The organism is Streptomyces sp. NPDC004752, assembly GCF_053601275.1.
Genome location: NZ_JBSGBN010000151.1, coordinates 1 through 22,956, shown reverse-complemented (window position 1 = coordinate 22,956; position 22,956 = coordinate 1). Strand labels below are relative to the sequence as shown.

3 protein-coding genes are annotated in these 22,956 nt (G+C 73.3%); all 3 read right to left on the bottom strand.

Going from position 1 to position 22,956, the window contains the following annotated elements; translation table 11 throughout:
- Positions 1-112 precede the first annotated feature (112 nt).
- Positions 113-3,364 carry a hypothetical protein gene (locus tag ACWEKM_RS39635; RefSeq protein WP_451626154.1) on the bottom strand — a complete coding sequence of 1,084 codons (3,252 nt, stop codon included), beginning with the start codon at positions 3,362-3,364 and terminating at the stop codon, positions 113-115.
- 209 nt (positions 3,365-3,573) lie between these two features.
- Positions 3,574-4,320, bottom strand: a complete 747-nt coding sequence (locus tag ACWEKM_RS39630) for a type VII secretion system-associated protein (protein ID WP_451626153.1) — start codon at positions 4,318-4,320, stop codon at positions 3,574-3,576.
- Positions 4,321-4,356: 36 nt separating this feature from the next.
- Positions 4,357-22,827, bottom strand: coding sequence for a lonely Cys domain-containing protein (locus ACWEKM_RS39625; protein ID WP_451626152.1), 18,471 nt, complete (start codon positions 22,825-22,827; stop codon positions 4,357-4,359).
- Between the last annotated feature and the right edge of the window lie 129 nt (positions 22,828-22,956).

Here is a 22,956-nt window from a genome sequence, read left to right as displayed (position 1 = left end):
AACCGCACGGCGGACGCTGACGGAGGACGTCGTCTCGCCGGCCGGGGGTTCGTGCTGACGGGGCATGAACACTGCTCCTTGTCGATGAGTGGGGGCTGGCCGTGCGCTCTCGTCAGTGGCCCTCGCCCGTGTCGCCGACGGGTCCGGCACACCGGTCGGGCCAGTCGCCCGCGCCGGGGGCCGTACGGCCGGTCAGGGCATGGTCCAGCCGCGCGAGCGCGGTTTCATCGGCGTCCTCCAGGACAGGGGACACCGTCTGCGTGTCGGGCAGTTGACGCAGCAGTACCAGGGGAGCCGCGGTGTCGGTCCGTACGTCGAGCACCTTGAAGACGGTGCCCGGGGCGAACACGACCTCGTCACCGCCGTCCAGCAACTGCCGGACCCGGCGGCCCGTGATCGACCAGATCGCGAAACCCACACCCGCGACCCGGTCCTTCCCGGCCGGATCGAGCGGCACCCCGCTCAACGGCGCCGGATCCCGCAGCACCGCACCGGGCCGCAGTTCACCGAGGCCGACCGCGCCGCCCGGGCCACGCAGCACGACCCCGCGATGGGACGGCATCCGCCCGAGCCCGGACGCCAGGCACCCGGCGTACGACACCAGGCGCTGCTCGCCGGACCGCAGCGAACGCGTCAACTCGCGGTGATCAAGGGGGCCTTCGCCGTCGCGGAGGTACATCCGCAGGGCGATCAGATCGCTCCGGGCCGCTTCCTGTTCCTCGCCCCGCAGCGCGGGCATTCCGGCCAGCGCCCGGTTCACCGCCGCGCTGTGCCGCTCCCACACCGGCTCCGCGAGCCGCCGGAAGGAGTTCCGCTCCGGGGTGGTACTGCGGTGGCGCGGCGGCACCGGTACGGCGGGCAGCGACCGACCGCCGCCGGCCCCGGCCGGTGGCCGGACCGCGGGAGCGGGAGCGGCGGCCGGGGCGGCGGCCGGGGCGGCGCCGTCAGTGTCCGGCTTCCGCGGGGCCTCCGTCCGCGGGGCCTCTGCCCGCGGGGCCTCTGCCCGCGGGGCCTCTGCCCGCGGGGCCTCGTTCACCGCGGGCGAAGACGGCGGCCGGGGCACCGCACCGCCGGCGGTCGGCACGCGGCGCGCGGGGGCGACGGGCGCGGCAGGTGCGGCAGTTGCGGCAGGTGCGCCGGTGGCGACCGGCTCCGGGCGGGACGTGCGCGGCGCGGGGACCGGCCCGGACGCCGACCCGGCGACCACGGACTCCGAGACCTCCGCCTCGGAGGACGGCTCGGAGGACGGTTTGGAGGGCGGCTTGGAGGACGGTTCGGAGGACCGCTTGAGGGATGGCTCAGAGGACAGTTCTGAGACCGGTGCCGCGATGGGTTCCGCGACCGGCTCGGAGAGCGGACCGGCGACAGGCTCGGACACCGGCTCGGGCTTCGGCTCGGAGACCGGCTCGGGCTTCGGCTCGGAGACCGGCTCGGGAGCAGGCCCGACCGGTGACAGCGTGGGTGCCGGGGACTCGCCGGCCGGATCGCCCCCGGACTCGGTGGCCGGACGACCGGGGGCCGCCGGGCCGACCCCGGTTCCGCCGGTCGCCGTGACAGGCGCCCGGCTCGGCTTCGGCGGCTCGGGGAGACCGTCCGGGCCGGGCACCGCCGTGGACACTGCCGCAGTGGACATTTCCGCCGTGGACACTGCCGCCGTGGACACTGCCGCAGGGGCAACTGCCGTCGTGACGTCAGGAACTGACCCCACGTCACCGGCCGTCCCGGTCTCTCCGGAGGCACTGGAGGCACTGGAGGCACTGGTCACCGTCGCCGACAGCGGTACCGGCCGTGAACCGGCCCCCTGGACGGGGCCGTTCACCGGGCCGTTCACCGGGCCGCTCGCCGCGCCCCCCGTCCGCGCGGCGGCCCCGTCGCGCCGTACCGGACGGGCGGTCCGTACCGCCGGCGCGAAGCGGATGACGCGGAGGGCGTGCTCGGCCGCCAGGATGCGCAGGGCGCGACCGCCGTCGGGCGCGGCGGCGTGCACGTCGAGCGTGGTGCGGGCGCGCAGGTCGGGGGCGAGGCGGCCGAGGAAGCGGGACAGGACGGGCCAGAGGGAGGCGTCGAGACGGTCGCCGACGCGGCCGACTTCGATGACCGGACCCTCGATGCTCACCTGCCGGGCGTGCCTCGGCGGCGGGGTGCCGTCGCGGGGGCCCACCCACAGTCCGGCCCTGGTGACCACGGCCTGCCACGCGTCGGAGAGGCGGACCGTGCCGTCCTCCGTGCCCCCGAGGTCCGACACCGGCAAGGACCAGCGCAGCAGCCGGGGAGCGGGGGCGGGCGACGGGCCGGGGGCCGGGCTCGCGTCCGGGCCCGCCGCCGGCCGCGGTGCCGACTCCTTCGGGGGCAGGCACAGCACCGCGTCCACGAAGGGCAGCCAGCGCGCATCCCCGTCCGGCCCGACCAGCACGGACCGTACCCGGTACGTACCCAGTGGGCCGTCGGCGGCGAAGAGCGGCAGTCCGGTGGTGACCTCGACCTCGGCGTTCAGCAGGTCGGCCACCGACTGGCCGAGCGGCAGCAGGTCCCGCCGCCCGCCGGGCACGAGCCGGACGCCGGGGCGTACGGTAGCCGGGAGCGCGCCGAGGAGTTCGGCGACGTCGGTCGCGACGACGTCCTCGCCCCATGGCACGCCGACGACCACGGCGGGCCGCCTCGGGTCCACCGGTATGGCGTGGAACAGGTCGCCGGGCCGGGGCGCGGTGGCCTCGGCGGGGCGGATCAGCAGGCCGGCCGGAATCTGGTCCACCACGCAGCCGTCCGCCGTCCGGACCGGCGTCCGGCGCACCGCGGCCTGCCACTCGGGCGCGGGGGCGCGCGGACCGATCACCTCGGGCTCCTGCTCGGGGACGAACCGCCACCAGCCGCCGTCGCCGGGCGGTACGAACACCGAGCCGCCCGGCACCACGAGGACCGGCCGGTCGGGGGCCTCGACCGTCAGGTCCCAGGACTCCGCGATCCGGCGGGCCAGGGCGGGCCGATCCGTACGGTCATGTCCGGCGCCGGACATCACCAGCCGCACCGACCGGGTGCCGGCATCCCGCAGAGAGTCGAGCGTCTCGCTCAGCCGGGGCCAGAGCACCGTTGCCGCATCGCCCTCGGCGACGGCGACGATCGTGACGGTGCCGTCGTCCGCCGCGCGCAGCACGCGGGCGAGGTCGGCGACATCGGCCGGGAGCAGGGTGTCGTCCGTGGGCAGGCGGAGCAGGAGCAGGCCGTCATGGTCCTCGACCAGGATGCGCGGCCCTGCTTCGGGCCCCAAGTCCTGTCCTGGTCCGGTGGCGGCGGACCGCTCGCGCTCGGCGCGGGAGGCCGCGGCGGCGGCACGGCGGCGGGCCAGAGGGCCGTTCCAGCGGCTCATCCGATGTCCTCCCGTGGCGTACCCACGTCACCCACCCGTACGCCCCTCCCCGACCCACATGACCCTCGTTCCAGTTCCACCGGCCACACGCCCGTTCCACGTCCTCACGAAGCTCTCAACTCACTCAACTGACCCACTCAACTAACTTTGAACCAACACTGGTTGCCAGCGACCCTCGAATTCGGTGAACGCTGAACGACACGAGATCATCAGGTCCGTGTCGGCCGCTGCGAAGTGTCGTCGGCCCCGGCCCCAACCTCGGCCTTGGCCTCGGCCTCGGCCCCCCGCGCGATCGTCTCCGCCAGCGGTCCGGGTTCCAGGACCGCGCCCGCGGGACTGGGCGGGTTGACGTACAGCCGGTGTCCGGGCGGCAGTTGGGGCAGCAGGTCGTTCGTGGTCCGGTGCACGAAGGCGAAGCCGCCGACGAGGTCGAGGTGGACGGTGGAGGTGAAGACGGGAACCACGGGGGTGCCGTCCGCCGCCGTGGCGGTCACCGGTGATCCGTCGGGCAGGGTGAGCACCGCGACCTCCGCGGTGGCCAGGGCGTGGGCCACGTCCTCGGGCGGTCCGTAACCGGTGACGGCGAGTTGGAGGGCGGCGTCGACGGCGTCCGTGGGCTCCGGCCAGCCGAGGGTCTCCGGGGAGGGCCGGTAGGCGTCGTTGTCCTCCCACTCCTCGATCTTCCCGCCGGCTCCGGAACGCCACCGGCCGACCACGGCGAAGTCGGGCGGCATGCCCTCACCGCCCCAGCCCGGATCGACCGCGCTGATCCAGTGGTCCGGGGCGAGCCGGGCGGCCTCGACCACCTCCTCGGGCGGCTCGGGAGGCTCGGACGGGGCGTCCCGGAAGGCCGTACCGGCGCCGGTGCTGGCGTCGGCGTCGGCGTGGGTGCCGGTGGTGGCGTCGGTGCCGGTGTCATGTGATGCGGTCGGCGCGGTGGTGGGCTGAGGTGGCATGAGGTCGTCCAGGTGGTAGGGAAGGTGGCCAAGTGATCACGGTCGGGCCGCCGCTGGTTCGTCGGCCGGGGCAGGGTCGTCGGCCGGGGCAGGGTCGTCGGCCGGGGCAGGGTCGTCGGCCGGGGCAGGGTTGAAGTGCCGTACGCCGCCGTCCGGTTCGACGATTGTGATACGGATGCCGAGATCGTCCGCGGCCAGGGTGGCGGCCAGCTCCGTGACGGTGGCGTCGGCGTCGGTATCGCCCCACTGCCGCAGCAGGCGGTACCGCTGGGCTGGGGAGAGGGCGACCTCCCCCGGCGTCAGCCCTCCCGCGAGGGTGGCATAGGCGAGTTGATCCCCCGTCAGTTCTACGCCGACAGACTTCAGTTCATCGCCGGTCAGCACGGGGCGTGCACCGGCCCAGTCGTCGGCGGCGAGACGCGGGGCCCGGTGCCCGGCGTCGGGTTCGGCGAGCCGGGACTCGACCCAGCGGTGCAGCGCGTCGGCGGGGTCCGGCCCCGAGAGCAGCGCGCCCAGGCCCGGTCCGTGCAGGCGGCCGGGCGCCCGGGTCTTCAGCGCGTCCGCCAGGGCGCCCGGCAACCAGTCGCCGTCGCCGTCACCGTCGCCAACTGTCTGACGCAACGTCAGTTCGGTGGCGTCCGGGTCCGAGGCGGGCGGCTGCGGCACCTGCGGGGCCCCGGCGACCGGGCTCGGCGGGGGCGCGGAGGATCGCGTCCCGGGGGCGGCGGAGGTATGAGGGGTCGTCGAAGTCCCGCTCGACGTGACGACCGGGACCGTGGCCGGGCGCCTGAGCAGTCTCGGGCGGATGAAGGACCAGTCCCCGTGCCTGCTCTGCTCCGTGGTGGTCATCACGAGGTCGATCGCGCCCGTCGACGGGTCGTCCCGGAGATCCATCTGGCGCCGGGTCGCGATCACCACGCGGCTGACGGCGTCCCGGCTCGCGAGGACCTTGCCGAATCTCCTCGTGTCCGGGCCGAGACCCACGGGGACGATGCGCGCCTGACTGGGAGGCGTCGCCCTCATGTCCGGATCGTGGCGGATCAGTTCGGCGATCTCCTCGTAGGGCACGGACCGGGAGGTTCCGTCGGGCCACGGAAGGGCGACCGTGTCCGGTTCGGTACCCGGAGTCAAGGCCATGACGTACGGGGTGCCGCTGTCGGGTCCCGTGGTCCACGGAGTGGGGTAGTCCGGCTGCGTGCTGCCATCGGTCGGATCGACCACGGCATACCGCCCGATGTCGAGCCGACCGGTGTGCGGGTGCGGCGTCCAGTTCCGTCCCACGGCACGGTCGCCCGTGGAGACGATGCGGGTGCTGTCGTCCAACGCGCCGTGCCGTTGCAGGTCGTAGGCGGCGAGCGCGGTCGCGCTGTGGACATCACGGCCCACCGCCGCCGCCCCGGCCGCCGTCCACAGCAACGCCTCCCGATACGCCGGATGACGCGGGTCCTCCCCCGTCGGCAGGTGCAGCACCCGGCTCGTGAGGGCATCCGAGTCCGGGTGGTTGTCCACCGCCTCGACGGCCCGGACGGTGGCCCACAGCAGCCACTGGCGATCAGCCGGAGTGACGCTCCGGCCGGGCGGGATGTCCAGCACCTGTCGGGCCCGCGCATCGAGGTCGACCGTGGCCAGCAACTCCCGTGCCCGCCCCATGGCAGGCAGGGAGACGAATTCCGACAGGACGGCCCGACCGTCGGCGTCCAGCGCGGCACGCGCCGCTTGAAGCGTGGCACGCACATCGGCGGGCTCCAGGGACGGGGGCCGGGGGGTTCCGGCCACGGGTCGCTGTCCGGTGTGCGCCCAGGTGACCCGCTCCAGCAGATCGAGAGTGAACGCACCGTCACCCGCCTGGTCCGGGTCCCGCCGCCGCATGATCTCCAGCGCGCCGAGGCCGCTCAGCAGCATCCGGTAGGCGTGGTGGTCGTCCTCCACCTGGACACCGAAGGTCTGCCGCAGCGCGCGTACCAGCCGCAGGGCGGTGTCCCGCCGCTCCTGTGCGCCGATCCGCAGGTCGTCGAGGCCGGCGGTCGCGGCGAGCGCGTCCAGACCGTCCTGGTCGGGCTCCGGACGCACTTCCGTCCAGTCGGCCTCGGCACCCTGGGCGGATGTGTACATTCCCTGCTTGGCTCCCCGACCGTCGTTCCAGAACACGTGTGTGCGGTTGGGCGAGAAGACGGTGCGTCGGGTCTCGTTGGCGACGTCCTGAGCGACGGACAGGGCCGCGAGGCGGTCGGCGACGAAGGGGGTGGGGCTGTCGTAGCCGATCCGCTCCGCACTGGCGAGAGCGTCACCCCAGCACGCCATGAGCACGATCGGAACGTCCAGGGCGAGTCTGCGCAGGCTGCGCCTTCGGCGGAGATACCGGCCGGTCTCCCGGCCCCGCGTGGTCCGAAGCTCGGAATGGGTACCGACCAGGTGGCTTCTGCCCGGCTCCCCGTGCACCCAGACATACCAGGCCCTGCGCCCCCGCCACGGCACCGGACGGGGGGCGCCGACCGGCTTCTCGGTGATCGGGTCGACGGCATACCACTCGTTGGACGACACCAGGTCCGCGACGCTTCCTTCACGCAACGACTGGTCACGGTTGCCCATCAGCATCCGGCCGGTCGGACGCCCGTCGAGCGGCATGGTGACTGTCTTGATCCGATCGGCGTGGACGGTGGTTCCGTCGGTCAGGAGCAGCTCCGCCGACTCCCCCGACGGGTCGGCGTCGGCCCAGTCGTCCGGCTCGCTCAGCACCCAGGTGCCCAGCGGCAGCCCGGCGTCACGGTCGTCCAGCACGTTGATACGACGGCGGGAGGTCTGCGCATCCTTGCCCAGCACGACCGTCCCGGTGTGCGCCCGCATCGGCCGCCCGGTGCGGAACGCGGCCCGGCGGGGCAGCTCCAAGCCCATGTCGGCGGCCTTCGGCGAGACCAGGACCACCTCGGTGGCGGGGTCGGTGCGCGTCAGAACGGGATCCATGGCGAGGAGTTCGGCGAACACCTCCGGGGAGATCCGCCACCGTCTGCCGTCGGGCAGCGCCAGTTCGACTTCCGTGTGGTCGCCGCCCGCGGTGGCGACCAGGTACGGGGCGGGCGCGCCGGACCTCGCCGCCCAGGGCGCGGGGAAGGGCGTGCTGGTGAAATCCTTGAACGACACCACGTGAAACGTGTCGGTGTCGGTTTCCTGACCCGCTTGGTCCGTCCAGTGCCGGCCCCGGGGGGCGCCGTCCGGCGCGGTGAGCAGGGTGTCGTCCGAGAACAGGCCCTGCCTGCTCAGGTGGAAGGCGGTCAGGGCGGCGGCGCTGGTGGCCCGTCCGGCGGCCGTCGCGTCGGCCACCAGGTCGTACAGGGAGCGCAGCGTGTCCGGCACGGCGTCGGTGCCGAAGGAGATCCCGGGCGCCGCCGAGGGGCCGCTCGGCTGCGCCGTACTCTGCCCGGCCGGGTCGAAATCGGGGCGGCGCAGCACCAGTTCCGCGATCTCGTCAAGGCTCGGCGAGGAGGGCCCGGGACCGGGGGAATCGAGCCGCGGGTAGAGCTGCCGCAGCCTGTCGAGCACCGGGGACAGCGGCGACCGCTCGACGTCGATGACCGCCCGGCGCCGCTCGGCACGCCCGTGTGTCCCGACACTCGTACCGCTCATCGGACCGGTACGACCCCCGCTGCGCACGTCGATCGGGAAGTCGTCGAGGTCGACCTCCCTGCCCCGGCGCGCTCGCACCGCGGCCAACGCCGCACCCGACGTGGCCAGTTCACGGCCGATCGCGGCACGCAGCACATCAGCCACGGTCTGCGCCCGGCGCCGACCGGTGCGCTCCGCCTGCCGCACGGCGCTGGAACCGATCGAGAACCGGGGGCCGTTGCCGTACCCGGTGACGGTGATCGCGGGAATGCGCAGCCCGGCGCTCAGGTCGCGCAGCCCAACAGACACGATCTGCCGGGCCAGTTGATCGATCTGCCGCAGCCCGTCCTCATCCAGCTCCGTGCCCTCGGTGAAGTCGACGTACGGCCGGGACGGGGCAGGGACCGGCACGGCGGCGGTCACCGAGAGCGTGCGGGCCGGGTGCGGTGAGCGCGCCTGGTCGGATGTCCGCGCATCGCCGGCCGACGTGGAATCGGGCGCGGGGGCCGACGTGGTGGGCGGGACCGGGGCGGGCGCGGCGACGGAGGCGGGCGACGACGTGGGCACGGGTGCGACGACAGAGGGGGGCGACGACGTGGGCACGGGTGCGGGAGCCGGAGCGGGACCGGGTTCGGGAGCGGCATCCGTGCCGACCCGCGTTCCCCCGCCGGTCGGCGCCATCGACCCACCGGGCTTGCTGCCGAACCGCTCGGCCGGGCCCAGGTCCGGGCCTGGGCCCGGGCCTGGGGCCGGGCCCGAGTCCGTACGGGAAGCCCCACCCGAACCCGTAGAAGACCCGCCCGAACCCGTATCAGACGATGCGTCATCCCGGTCGGACACCCCGTCCAGATCTGTGACGGACCCCTCGTCGTCCCAGTCGGACCACCGGTCCGGCTCCGTGTCCGACCACCGGTCGGGCTCCGTATCCGACCACCGGTCCGGCTCCGTGTCGGACCACTCACCCAGATCCGTGTCGGACCGCTGACCCGCATCCGTGTCGGTATCCGAATCGGCCGTCGCTTCCGGTTCCGGTTCCGGGGCCGGGGCGGCGCTGAGGGGAGTGAAACCGGTCGCCGGGTCCGCGGTGTTGGTGACGATCGGCTGTCGGCCCGCCGGCGGCGGGGCCTGGGCGGGTTGCCGCGCCTGCCATGCGTCGCCGGGCTTGGTGACGGCCCAGTCGGCGGCGGAGGTTCCGGCTACTGAGAACGGCCCGGTGTTCCCGGCCCGGCCCAGGCCCGCCATCCCCCATGACGTCCAGACAGGCCGGGCTGTGGCCAAGGACACCGCGTGTCGCAGCGGCAGCGGGGCGCCGGGCTGGGGCACCGAGGCACCGGCCGGGACGCCGGCCAGCACGATGTCGGTGGTCAACAGCTCGCGGCCGACGAGATCGGGGTCGCGGGCGATGAGTTCGGCGACCTCCGCGTCCGGCACGGCGAACCGGCCACCGGGCAGATTGAGCCAGGTCCGGCCGGAGCCGGCACCGCCCACCGAGACGACGTACGCGGGCTCCTTGCCCTGGGGGGACCAGGGCGATGGGCCCTCTCCCGTGCGGCGCAGCCCACCCCCCGGCCCCGGCGCCACGGTGCCGAGGACGGACCCGTCGAACTGCGCGCCCGTCGGCAGCGGTTGCGCCCAGTTACGGCCGGACGACCGGCCGGCGGCGTCGCGCATCCCGGTCTGCGAGGCGAAGGCGCCCAGTTCCTCAAGGTGGAACGCGGCCAGCTCGACCGGGTTGGACGGGTCCCGTCCGGCGGCGATCGCCCTGGTGGCCAGCCAACCCAGGTCGGCTCGTTTCGAGGGGTCGGGCGCGGGCAGGTGCAGCACCCTGGCGGCGGTGCCGCCCACGTCGGCCACCCCGCTGAGCCATTCGAAGGATCTGACCTGGGCCCAGAACAGGCGTGACGTCTCCCTCTCACCGACCGTGGCCGACGGGTCCAGGCGCAGCACCTTGGCAGCCGTCGCCTGGAGATTGCTGAAGCCCCGTGTCTGCTGGGCGACCCCGGCGAGCTGCGGCACCCGGACGAAGTCGGTCAGTGCGGTGCCCTGCGGCGCGGCTGCCGCGTGCGCGAGCAGCCCGCGGTAGGCGGCGGCGTCCACCGGGCCCGGGCCGCCGCCGTGGTCCCGCCGGTCGGCGAAGGCCGCCCGCTGGAACAGGTCCATGGTGAAGGGGCCCATCCCGGCCAGCTTTGGATCGTGGTGCCACATTGACTCCAGCGCGCCGATGCCCCGGAGCAGGTCGTCGTAGGCGGGGTCGTGGTCGATGCCCGGGCCGAGGGCCAGCCGCAGCGCTCGCACCAGCCGCAGGGTCCGGTCGAGGATCTCCTTCGGCACCGACCCCACGCCGGTGTGCAGGCCCGCGGCGCGGGCGCGGTCGGCCAGTTCCGGGTCCAACGGCTCGGGCCAGAACTCCAGGATCCGGCCGTGCCGCCCTTGCGCGTCGGTGTACAGCGCGTTCCAGAAGCTCGGGTTCGGGCCGGGCGATTCCTGGTGACCGGTGGGGCGGTCCATGGCCCGTACCCGTTGCCGCGTACCGTTCGCCACACTCTGGGCCACCGGGAGGTCCGCGAGCGGATCGGCGGTGGGCGGCAGGGACACGGCCACGTTCCCGGCCGTGTTCGCACTCTCGCCGTCGGCGCTTCGTGCGGCCCAGCACGCCTCCAGGTAGATCCAGTCCTGGTCGCGGAGCCGACGCACGCTCGGCCGCCGCTTGAGCCAGCGCGTGAATTTCTCGCCGGACACGTGGGCGGTCCTGCCGTCCTCCTGCGGTACGGAGACGCTGCCCGGCAGGCCGTGCAGGATGAGGTGGTACACCCGCTCGCCGGGACGCGCGCCGACGCTCAGCGGGATGGCCTGGGTGCCGGCGAAGGAGCCGGGGTGCACCTGCCGGTAGGACGTGATCCGGTGGAGGTTGCGATACAGGTGCTCCCGGTTCCCGGCCAGTTCGGCCGGGCGGAACAGCGCCCGGCCGAGCTGCGGGTGGCCGTCCGTGTCGGCGACGAGGGTGTAGCTGACCATCCGGTGTTCCCACGCGGGGACGTCCGTGCGGTCCTCCGGCACCACCTCGCCAGGTCTGCTGCGGATCCAGTCACCGCGTGGCACGCCGGTTTTCCGTTCCAGGGTGAGCGTGGCGGGCGTCCCGTCGTCCTTCGTGTTCAGGGCGGGCGTGCCGCTGGTGGACCACACCTCGCGGCCGAGCCGGTCGGCGAGCGCGCGCGGCACCTCCAACTCCCCGGCTCCGCCACGCGGGACGACGAGCACCACGGGGACGTCCTTGGGCAGTCCCGCCAGCACCGGGTCCATGGCCAGCAGTTCGATGAACACGTCCTGCCCGACCGTGACCTCGGTGCCGTCGCGCAGCGTCACGCTGACCACCTCGGAATTACCGCCCGCCATGACGACGAACGGCCGTGGCAGCCCCGGCGCCGGCCGCCACGGTGCCGGGCGGAGGTCGGTCTCCTCGAACGTTCCGTCGTCGTGTTCGACGAGCACCGACGTGGTGTCCAGGTTCAGGTCCAGGTGCTCGCCGGTGCCCGGCTGGTCGATCCAGTTGCGTCCGTACGAGGTGCCGTCGGAGCCGGTGAGCGCGGTCGCCCGGGACGAGCTGCCCCGGAGGGTGAGACCGAAGGCGGTCAGCGTCGCCAGGCCGCGCGCCTGTTCCACGGCCGGGTCGACGGCGATCCGGAACAGGTCCCCGTGGTGTGCGTTCGTCACCGGCGTTCCCGGGTCCAGGGCCAGCACCTCGCGGGCCACGGCGTCCAGGTCGAGCGGCCCGGCACGGAGCGCGGGGTCGTCCGCCGACTGCCGCAGACCGTCCAACCGGCCGACGGCGTCGCGCAGTTGCGGGTACAGCCGGTTGCGGGTGATGCCGTCACCGAAGATCCGGACGAGTGCCTGGTGGTACTGGACGTCGGGGGCAGGCGGCGGTGCGGGAACGGGTGACTCGGGTTCGGGGGTGTCGAGGTCCATGTCCGCCGAGCCCAGGGAAGCAGCCGGGGAACCCGGATCGACGGGCGCGGAGGTCAGCGTCCGGGGGCCGGCGGAGGTGCCGTTGGACGTGGTGACGGTGACCGGGGTCGTGATGACCGGGGCCATGGTGACCGGGGTCGTGGTGACCGGGGTCGTGGCCGGCAGCGACTGGGGGCGGCGGAAGTCCCAGTTCCTGTCGCTGTAGGGCGGCGGCACGGTCTGTTCGAGGGACATCGTGTTCTTGGTGGCGTCGTGACGCAGTTCCAGCGGGCGCAGTGTCGCGATCACGGGGCGGTTGGTGGAGGCCCGGTCCGTGAACAAGTCGATGAGTTTCCCGGTGTCCGGTCCGAGGCCCACGGGGACGACGCGTACCTCGCTGACATACGTCATCTGCCGCATCACCCGGTCGTGGCTGACCAGTTCGGCGATTTCCGGATAGGGAACGGACCGAGTCGTCCCGTCGGGCCATGGCATGGCGATCGTGTCGGGTTCGGCACCCGGGCTGAGGACCATGAAGTACGGGTCGCCGCGATCGGGTCCCTCAGCCCACGGCGTCGGCTGCTCCGACGGCGCACGGCCCCCACTCGGGTCCACCACGGTGTACCGCTCGGTCTCCAACCGACCGGTGACCGCACGCGGTGACCAGTTCCGCCCCACGACACGCCCACCCGTCGACGAGACAAGACTGCCGTCGTCCAGCGCACCGTGCCGTTGCAGGTCGAAAGCAGCGAGCGCGACCCGGCTGTGGACGTCACGGCCGATCGCCGCCGCCCCGACCGCCGTCCACAACAACGCGTCCCGATGCGCCGGATCACGGGGGTCCTGCCCCGGCGGCAGGTGCAACACCTGCCGGGTGAGGGCATCCACGTCGGGATGGCTGTCCACCGCCTCGACAGCCTTCACCACAGCCCAGAAGAACGCCCGGCGATCAGCCAGCGTGAGCTTCTCGCCCGCCGGTGTGCCCAACGCCCGGCGGGCCCGCACATCCAGACCACCCGCGGTCAGCAGCACCTCCCGCGCCCGGTCCATGACAGGCAACGAGACGAACCCCGACAACCCCACCTGACCGTCGGCGTCCAGAGCGGCACGCGCCGCTTGAAGCGTGGCACGCACATCGGCGGGCTCCAGGGACGGGGGCCGGGGGGTTCCGGCCACGGGCCGCTGTCCGGTGTGCGCCCACGTCACCCGCTCCAGCAGATCGAGCGTGAACACACCCCCGCCCCCGTAATCCCGATCCCGCCGCCGCATGACCTCCAGAGCACCCAGCCCGCCCAGCAGTTCCCGGTAGTCGTTCCGGTCGTCCTCCACCGACACCCCGAAGATCTGACGCACCGCGCGCACCAGCCGCAAGGCGGCATCCCGTCGCTCTCCCGCACCGATCGCCGGATCATCGATACCCGCCATCCGCGCGACAGCGTCCAGACCGGCCTCGTCCGGCTCCGGTCGCACCTCCCTCCACTCGGCCAGGGTCCCCAGGGAGGATGTGTACACCCCGTGTCTGGTTCCGCCGCCGCGGGTCTGCGACACGTGCGTCCGGCTCGGGGCGAAGACGGTGCGCTGGTTGTCGTTGGCGACGTCCTGGGCGACGGACGTGACCGCGAGGGGATCGCTGACGAAGGGGGCGGGTCGGTCATTGTCGGTCCGTTCCGCGCTCGCGAGGCTGTCCGCCCAGCACGAGATGAGCACGATCGGAACGTCCGGGGCGAGTCTGCGCAGGCTGGGCCGACGGCGGAGGTAACGGCCGGTCGAGGAACCCGGCATGGTTCTGGGCCGGGTGTCGGTACCGACCACCTGGGTTCGCCCGGGGTTTCCGTGCACCCACAGGAAGTAAGGCTTGCGCCCCTTCCACGGCACCGGACGCGGGCCACCGACCGGCTCGCCGGTGGTGGGGTCAATGGCGTACCACTCCGTCGACGACACCACGGCGGAGATGTGCGGTTCACGCGCCGACTGGTCACGGGTGCCCATCAGCATCCGGCCGGACGAACGGCCGTCGAGGGGCAAGGTGACGCTCATGATCTCGTCGGCGTGGACCGTGGTTCCGTCCATCAGGGGCAGATCCGCCGACACGTCCGACTGGTCGTCCTGGGCCCAGTCGTCCGGTTCGCTCGCGATCCAGGTGCCCAACGGGTGCTGGACCCCACGTTCGTCGTATACGTCGATACGGCGCCGGGAGGTCTGCGGATCCTCGCTCAGCCGCACGCGACCGCTGTGGGCCCAGACCGTCCGCCGGGTACGGAACGAGGCCAGACGGGGCAGGTCCAGGCCCATGTCGGCGGCCCTCGGCGAGACCAGCACCACCGGAACGTCGCGATCCTGGCCCGCCAGGACCGGATCCATGGTGAGGAGTTCGGCGAACACCTCCGGGGACATCCGCCACCGCCTGCCGTCGGGCAGCGCCAGCCTGACTGTCTCGTGGTCGCCATGGGTGGCGACCACGTACGGGGCCGGCTCGCCGACCTTCGCCCAAGGTGCGGGGCTGGGAACGCTGTTGCTCCCGACCAACGGCACCTCGTGATACGTGGCGGCGTCGACCTCCTTACCGGCTTGGTACGTCCAGTTACGGCCCCGAGATGTGCCGTTCTCGGTGAGCAGGGTGTTGTCCTCGAACAAGCCCTGCCTGCTCAGGTGGAAGGCGGCCAGGACTGCCGGACTGGAGTCCCGCCCGGCGGTCATCGCGTCCGCCACCAGGTCGTACAGGTCACGCAGCTTTTCCGGCGCGCCGCGGGCGGCCGTGCCGGCGGGGGAGCTCAGCGCAAGGTCCGCGACCTCGTCGATACTCAGTGACGACGGCTTGGGATCGAAGAATTCCAGCTGCGGGTAGAGCTGCTGGAGCCTGTCGAGCACCGGGGACAACGACGACCGCTTGACGTCGATGACCACCCGACGCCGCTCGACCGGCCCGTCCACCGTAGGGGTCGTACCGCTCACCGGAAGCGTACGCCCCCCGCTGCGCACGGCGATCGGGAAGTCGTCGACCCCGACCGCCCTGCCCCGGCGCGCCTGTACCTCGGCCAACGCCAGGCCCAACGCGTCCAGTTCACGGCGGATCGCGGTACGCAGCGCATCGGCCACGGTCTGCGCCCGGCGCTGGCCGGTGCGCTCCGCCTGCCGCACGGCGCTGGAACCGATGGCGAACCGGGGGCCGTTGCCGTAGCCGGTGACGGTGGTCTCGGGGACGCTCAGCCCGGCGCTGAGTTCGCGCAGCCCTTGGGACACGATCTCCTTGGCCAGTTCACCGATCTGCTGGAGCCCGTCCGCGTCGAGGCTCTTGTCGCCCTCGGTGAAGTCGATGTGCGGCCGGGGCCGTGCCCGGACCGGCACGGCGGCGTCCACCGAGAGCGTGGCGGCCGGGTGCGAGGAGCGCGTCTCGCCGGATGTCCGCACATCGGCGTCCGGTGTGGAACTCGGCAGGGCGGAAGACGTGACGTCGGGGGCGGGCGCGGGCGCGGTGACGGGTGAGGCGGATGACGTGAGCACGGGTGCCGGGGCGGGAGCGGGCGGCTTGGGCGCAGGTGACGTGGGCTCGGGCGGCGTGGGCGAGGGCGACATGGGCTCGGGCGGCGTCGGAACGGTCCGCGGGGCATCGGCCGGGCCGGGGGTGTCGTCCCGTTCCGCGGCCCGCAGGCCCAGCTCGCCGCGGAGCCGGTCGGCGAGCGTCCTCGCCTCGCTCCGCGTCCCGCCCGCCACCAGCAGGTCCGCCACCTGCCGTACGGCCTCCCGGAATTGGTCCCCGGCATACCGGGGATCGGCGAGTACGGACTGCCGCTCCGCCCGCGTGATCAGGCCGAGGGCCCGGTACCAGTTCCGCCGGATGTTCCCCCGGCCGGCTTCCGGGTCGGCGTCGAGCGCGGTGTCCGCAAAACGCTCATACGTCGCGTTCCAGATCCGCAGGGTCGCGCGCGCGGCGACGGCGTGGATCTCGTGCGGCCAGCGACCGCTGCCGAGCATCAGGTGCCGGACCTGGTCGACCGGGTCGTCGGCGTCGTAGATGCCTTCGGGGTCGGGGATGCCGAGTCCCGAGCGGTCGGCCGGAAGGTCGTCGTCCGTCAACTGCTGGGCGATCCACCGGCGGTGGGTCTCGTCGAGGTCGGCGACCGGGATGTCGAGCGCGGTCGGGTCCAGGCCCAGGCCCCGGTCCGGTGCGGTGTCCCCGGGGTCGGGGAAGGCACGCTTGTCGCCTTCGGTACGGACTGGCTCAACGGGCGGCTCGGGCGTCTCCTTCGGCTCCGTCGGCTCCGTCGTGCCCTTCGGCTCCCTCGGCTCCGTGGTCGACGTCGTCACCGCCGTCGACTCCGTCTCCGTCACCACCCGGGCGGGCGGGGGCAGAGTCATCGGCGCAGGAGGCGCGGGGAGCGGTGAAGTGGTGGTTGTCGTCGACTCGTCGACGGCTGCCGCGGGGGCGTGCGGCTGCGGCAGGGCGGTCAGGTAGGAGTCGCCGCGGCGGTACACGGTCACCTCGCTCAGCGGCCCGGTGGCGTGCGGTCCGGCGCCGGGGAACCGCCGCGCGGAGCCGTCCTCCTCGACCACCGTCAGGTTCACGCGGAGCGTGCGCGCGGTCAGGGACGAGGCCAGCTCGGCCGTGTCAGCGTCCCAGCGGCGGGCCCGCTGCACATGGAGCCGGACCAGGCTCCGTCGCTGGAAGGGGGTGAGCCCGTCGCGTACGGCGTCGGTCAGACGTCCACCGTCGGCCTGGATGCCGGCGCGCAGGGCCGCGTCGCGCGAGAAGCCGCGGCCGATCCTGACGTCCAACTCCCGCGTGTGGAACACCGCGTCCGGGTCGAGGGCCGGGTCGTCTGGCATGTGCCGGCTCCGGGCCACCCGGGCGGCCAGCACGTCGAGGGGGATGGGTCGGCCGCCGAGGCCACGGGCGACGGCGGCGAAGAAGCCGTTGCCGTCCACGTCCGGGCGGTGCAGGTCGTAGACCCGGGTGCTGCCGTCGGGTTCGGTGGCGGTCAGGGTGTGGTGGTCGGTGGCGGCGTCGAAGCGTACGTCGGCCCGCGCCGGGTCCGGCTGCCAGGGCGGCCGTGCGTAGGCCGGGCGGACCCCCGGGCCGGCGCCGCCGTCGTCGGTCCGGTCCTTCTTGCCGTCGTCCTTCTTGCCGTCGTCCTTCTTGCCGTCGTCCTTCTTGGGCTCACTCTTCTTGGGTTCCGGGGGCTTGGTCCCGCCGTCGGCCAGCGGCGGGGTGAAGGTGACCTCGTCCGGTTCGAGAATGGTGCCGAGGTACCGACGGCCGTCCACGGTGGCGTTGAGCTGGTGCCAGCGGGTCAGCCGGTCAGCGCCCTCGCGCACCCGGGCGTACTCGTCGGCCAGTGCCTCGGCGGTGGTACGGGCCCGCTGCAACCGGCCGGTGAACGCGTCCAACTCCGCCTGTGCGTCGTCCCGGATCCGCCGGGCGGCGGTCACCTCGCCCGCCGCCTCCCGGCGCAGGTCCGCCAGCCGTTGCCCGGCCCGTTCCAGCTGCTCGTCCCGCAGTTCGGCCCAGCCGTCGTGATCGGGTTCCTCGTACTCGCTCTCGTCCTGGATGCGCTGGTGGGCGGCGCGGGCCGCGACGATCTGCGGCAAGGTCTCGGGGTCGCGGGCGGTGAGCGCGGTCAGGTTCTGCTCCGCCTGCCCCAGCGCCGCCTCCAGTCGCGCTCCCTCGCCGCGGCGCAGGTCCCAGTACGTCTTGTCGGCGGCCGTCCACCCCTTGTCCGCTTTGGTGACCGCGTCCCACGCCTTGGCCACCTTCGGCGGGAAGCGGTTGTCGTCGATGAGGCCGAGGTCGCGGGCGATGTCCTCGCGCACCCAGGCCAGGACGGCGGTGTCGGTCGCCACCGCCTGCGGCGCACGGGTGGTGTTGCCGAACGGGCTGCGCAGCAGCCGTATCGCCCCGCTGTCCTTGACGTGGTGGTGGACGGCGGCCACGCTCAGCCAGGTGGTGGGGATGGCGAACAGGAACGAACGCGTCGTGTTCGGCTTGACGTTCACCGAGGCCAGCCGGTCACCGGTCGCGGTGAAGGCGTCGGAGTCGGTGGAGGAGTCACCGGGGCCGGAGGCACCCATCTGGTTGGATCCGGTGTTCTGCGTGGATGTGACGGGGCCGCCGCCCAGCGAGGACTCGGTGGTGCCGACGCGGGCTGCGGACATGCCGCCCGCGTGCGTGTCCCGTTTGGGTGCCTCGTGCTTCATCCCGTCGGTGACGGTGAGCAGTTGGGCCCTGCCGAAGTCGGGCTTGGAGTACAGCGTCAGATCGCCGTCCGCGCCGCCGAAGAAGCCCCGGTCGGTCAGGCCCGGCACCTGGTACCCCTGCCCGGTCAGCGTGCGGTCGTAGAAGGAGGTCAGCGCTCCGTTGCCGGTACCGTCCTCCAGGTTCTGCGCGGAGCCGGTGCCCGCCCGGGTCAGCGGGGTGTCCAGCGCCTTGGCGAGCAGTTCGTCGGTCGGCCGGCCGGCTTGCGGCACATCGACGGAGGAGTCGTACGCGGCCGCCAGCGCCAGGGTGTTGGCGTTGTGCAGCTGGTCCAGGCCGACGATCCGGCGGACCTTGAAGCCGTCCTCGGGCAGGGCGAACGGTTTCGTGCTGCCGTCGCCCTGCGGTACGTCGTGCCAGCCGCCCGGGCCCATGGCGCGCGGCAGGGCCACCTTGCGCGGAGCGCCGGGCGGGGCGAGGGCCGGCGGGGCGAGCGGGTCGGGCCGCGGGGCGCCGCCGTCGGCCGGGGCGATCGGATCGGGCCGCATCAGGCTGAGCGGGTAGTGCTCGATCAGATCTCCCACATCGCCCTGGGAGACCACGGACACCCGGCGCCGGCCCGTGAACTTCCGACCCCACCGCCCGACCCGCTCCTGGAGGCCGGTACGGGGGGTCTCCGTGTGGCCGTCGTCGCGGGTGCCGTTCGCGTCTCCCGTGTCGGTGACCTCCAGGCTGAGGCGGAGCCGGTAGCGGGTGACGTACTCGCCGTGCGCCTGGGTGGTGGTCGCCGTGCCGATGCGTACGCTGCCCTCGGCGCGGTTCTGGGCCACGTTCTGCTGGGTGGAGCCGACCTCTGAGTAGGTGGGGCCCGCCGCCCGCACGATGTCGTTGCCGGTGTGCATGCCTTCGGTGACGACGGTGCCGACGCTGGCGCCCGAGGCCCGGTCGCGGCCCTCCTGAACCGTCTCCACCGCCTGCCGGTGCTCCTCCAGCTCCACGCTGTGGCCCAGACCCGCGAACCCCGGCCCGGCACCGTCGGCGTCGGCCTCGGCGCGCGGCACCCGGACCGGAATCAGTTCCGCACGTGCCTTGGCCTGCCGCTCGCCGATCCAGAACTGCACGGTCTCGGAGCCCCAGCGGCCGATCCCCGCGGGCACCGAGGAACCGGCACCGACCATCTCCTTGCCGAGCGCGCGCACCACCCGGTCCGACATCAACCGGAGGATGGCGTCCCGGTCCGCCTTGGACAGTCCGAGCGGACGCAGCTTCTGGTCGAAGTCGAGCAGGACGGACGCCGCGTTGAGGGAGTTCACCGGGAAACTGCCGAAGGGGTTGTCCAGCAGCCACGGCTGCGGTGACCAGGAGCGGCGGGTGTAAAGAGGCACACCGCCCCGGCCGTCGGTGCTCCAGCGGTCGGTGAGCAGGCCCAGCCGGTAGGCGCTCTTCTCCGGGATGTGCCCCGTCCAGCCGTCGTCGACCAGCACCCGCCGCCCCGCGGTCCCGGCAAGCCGGCGCGGTATGCCGCGCCGGCCCGACGCCTTCTGGCCGACCGTGGAGGAGGCGGCGGCGATCTCGTGCTGGACGTCTCCGGTCACCAGGACCTGGCGGTTGAAGTCCTTGCGGTTGATCTCGGCGACGGCGCTCCGCAGCACGGTGAGCACCCGGGAGCGGTCGAGCCGGTACGGGCTGACGGCGACACCGTAGGTGCCGGTCACTCCGGGCCCGGCATGGTGGGAGTGCAGGTAGCCGAGCTGGCCGCCGAAGAACAGCGTGCTGATGCGGGCGTTGCGGCCGGCGGCCGGGGTGATGCCGCCGATCGTGGTCTCGGTGTCCACCGTGACGGGACCGGTCAGCGCGGTGAGGCTGCCGGGCGCGATCCTCGTGCGGTGCGCGAGGACGGAGGAGCGGTTCAGATACGGCGCCTTGTCCCACAGCCCGGACACCCGCCAGGCGAGCGGGCCGGAGGTCTGGTCGAAGTTGGCGGTGAGGTACTGGCTCTGGAAGGCCCGCAGCACGGCGTCGTGCGAGGGCGCTCCCTGCTGCGACAGCATCCACGACCCGCCGGACGCCTCCTCCAGTGTCTCCTGGGCGGCCTGGTCGAGCCCGGGATGGGAGGTGACGGCCAGGGTGGAGAAGGGATGGTTCCGGTACTCCTGGGGGCGGCGGCGCGCGGCCTGGTCGAACAGGGCAGGGGTGGCCAGCGCCAGGTCACGGGCGACCCGGGGCGGCATGCGCAGCGGCCGGCCGTGCAGCGGGTGCGGGATACGGGGGGTGGTGCGGGGGGTGGGGACGTGCTCCACCGGGATGCTCAGCAGCACCCGTCCGACCACGGGCGGGCGACCGTGCGGGGCAGGTCCGAGCAGGTTGCTCTCCCGCTCGGAGAAGACGAACGGCTGGGTGCCCAGCACGTTCAGGAAGAGGATGCCGCGCAGCAGGCTGCGGAACCGCCAGAAGCCGCCCCGCCGGGCGGTGAGGGTGAGTTCGTAGCTGTAGAGGTGCGATCCCTTGGTGCCGATGGACATGGCCTCGTGCGTGGCGCTCGGACCGTAGGAGCTGTCGGAGTCGTGCCGGGCGCCGTACCGCCCGCCGATCGACGCCGTGCCCGCGTTCAGCGGAACGCCGATGCTGTCGGTGGCGGAGTCGCGCACCGAGAGCAGGCCCTCCACACCGATGTGCAGGCCCCGCCCGCCGCTCTGCTGCCCGCCCAGGTTCTCGCTGCCGGGTGCGCTGAACCGCAGCCGCAGGTCCTTCTGCGTCCCCTCGAACCGCCGCCCGGTCAGCCTGGCATCGATCCACACATACCGCAGACCCCGGGTGAGACGACCGGAGTCGACCAGTGCGATGCGCAGCCCGGCGGTCATCATCGTCTCAAGGTTGCCCGCCATGCTGTGGTGGGTCAGCGTGTTCAGGACCTCCAGGGTGTTGGACTGCACGATCTGGAAGTGGTCGGCGTCGCGCCAGCGCGGGTTGTCCGGGTTGAGTTCGGCCAGCGGCGCGACCAGGTCCGGGTAGACCCGGGCGACCTGGTCGAGCATGTGCTCGGCGACGTGTTCGGGGAAGGTGCGTTCCTGACCGCCGACGGTGCGGGTGACGGCACCGTCGGTGAAGGTGAACTCCTCCGGGCGGGACATGCCCAGGGTCGTCGGGTCGTCCTCGGCGAGGTACGGCGGCACGGCGGGCTCGTCTCCGCGCGGCAGACCGCGGTCGAGACCGGCCAGCCGTCTGGCCTCCGTACGGGTCATCCGCTCCACAGCCCAGGTGTGGAAGGTCTGGCTGCGCGGCGGCAGGCTCCACGTCTGCGGCGGATTCTTGCGCAGCATGCCCCGCCGCTCTCCCCCGTCGCCCCGCTGGTCGGGCAGCGGGGCCTTGGTGTCGGGCGGCGCGGTCACGGTGATCGTCTTCTGAACGATGTAGAGCCCGGTGGGGTCGCCCTTGGCCTGTCCCGCGGCCTTGACGGCGCCGGTGCCGCCGGTCGTCGAGGAACGGCCGCGGGAACTGCCGTAACGGACGTTGAGCCCGAGCAGCAGGCGCAGGTCGAACTTGCCGTGTTCCAGGCCGAAGAACTGGAAGGAGGGGCCGACCGCGCCGCCGATCTCGGTGTTCTTCGACCGGCCCGCCACCCGTTCGTTGCGGACCGTGGCCTGGGAGATGTCACGCAGTTCGGCGGCCTTGGTCTCGCTGATGCGGACCGCGTCGGTGGAGCGGACCTCCACCGAGAAGACGCCGAGCGGCGAGAGGCCCGCCGAGTCACGGAACAGCGGCGGTGTGGTGGTCCGGCCGGCGTTCAGCACCCGGCTCATCCGGTGGAAGCCGTCGGTGGAGAAGAAGTCGCTCAGCTGTGAGCCGGCGACGCTGTCCGACTTGACCCCGGTCTGTTGCAACGCCCAGTCGCGGATATGCGCCACGGGCCCGTACGCCTCGGTGTTGACCAGCCGGTAGGAGGGTCTGCCGCCGAGGTCCATCCGGTCGGGCAGCGACTCCGGGAGCGGCTTGTCGTGGGTGAGGCTGTCGGCCAGCCGGGCTCCCACCCCGTCCCGGACGGCGAAGCCGAAGCCGGCCGCCCGTGTGCTGCCCTCCCGGACGGCCTTGCCGTCCTCGTCGACGGGACGGCCCAGACGGTCGGTGACCTTGACGTCGTACCAGACGTCGCCCAGGTGGGGGTGGGATCCGTCGGTGGTGCGGGTCTCGATCTGGTTGAGTGTCTGGTTCTGCATGGCGTACTGCGCCCGCTTGCCCCAGGACTTGCGGAAGTAGACCCGGCCCCAGAGGTGGAACTGCTCCTTGGCGGGCCCGAGCGGCACTATCGGCACCAGTGAGGTGGACGTGCTGTTGACGGCGGTCCGGCCGGTCGTGGCGGTGGTCCGCTGCATGGTGTCCACCTTGACCGGGTTGGCATAGCCGAAGGTGAACCGGCTCCAGTTCCCGTACGGGCGGGCGGTCACCGTGAGCACGCGGGTACGGCCGCCGGTGGTGCGGTAGGTGAACTGCTGCCCGTCGCCGAAGAAGCCGCGCGGATTGCGTGTCAGCCGCTGCTGCACGTCGTCCTGGAGGCTCCGCCCGGAAGTGCCCCACCGCTTCTTGGGCGGGGCGGGAGCCACCCGCCCCCGCAGCCGCCCGACGACCTCCGCCGTGACCTGGTCGATGCCGCGCAGCTCGGGGTCGCTCTGGCCGAAGGTGTAGGAACGGCGCACGATGTCCGGGGTGAGCCCGGGGTGCAGGGCGGCGATACCGCCCATGTAGGCGGGCAGCCGGGACCCGTCGGTGAACCGCACCGGTCCGCCGCCGTCCACGGGGGCGGGCGGCAGATCCCGGTCGATACGCGGCGGTCGCCGCCGGTCGATGTCCTGGCCGACCCAGGTGGGCGGCAGGGCGCCGGGGCGCGTGGTCGCCGTACGCGGAGC

Excerpts from the sequence above, each read along its gene's own strand:
- ACWEKM_RS39635 (WP_451626154.1), bottom strand. The coding sequence starts at position 3,364 with ATGAGCCGCTGGAACGGCCCTCTGGCCCGCCGCCGTGCCGCCGCCGCG.
- ACWEKM_RS39630 (WP_451626153.1), bottom strand. The coding sequence starts at position 4,320 with ATGCCACCTCAGCCCACCACCGCGCCGACCGCATCACATGACACCGGC.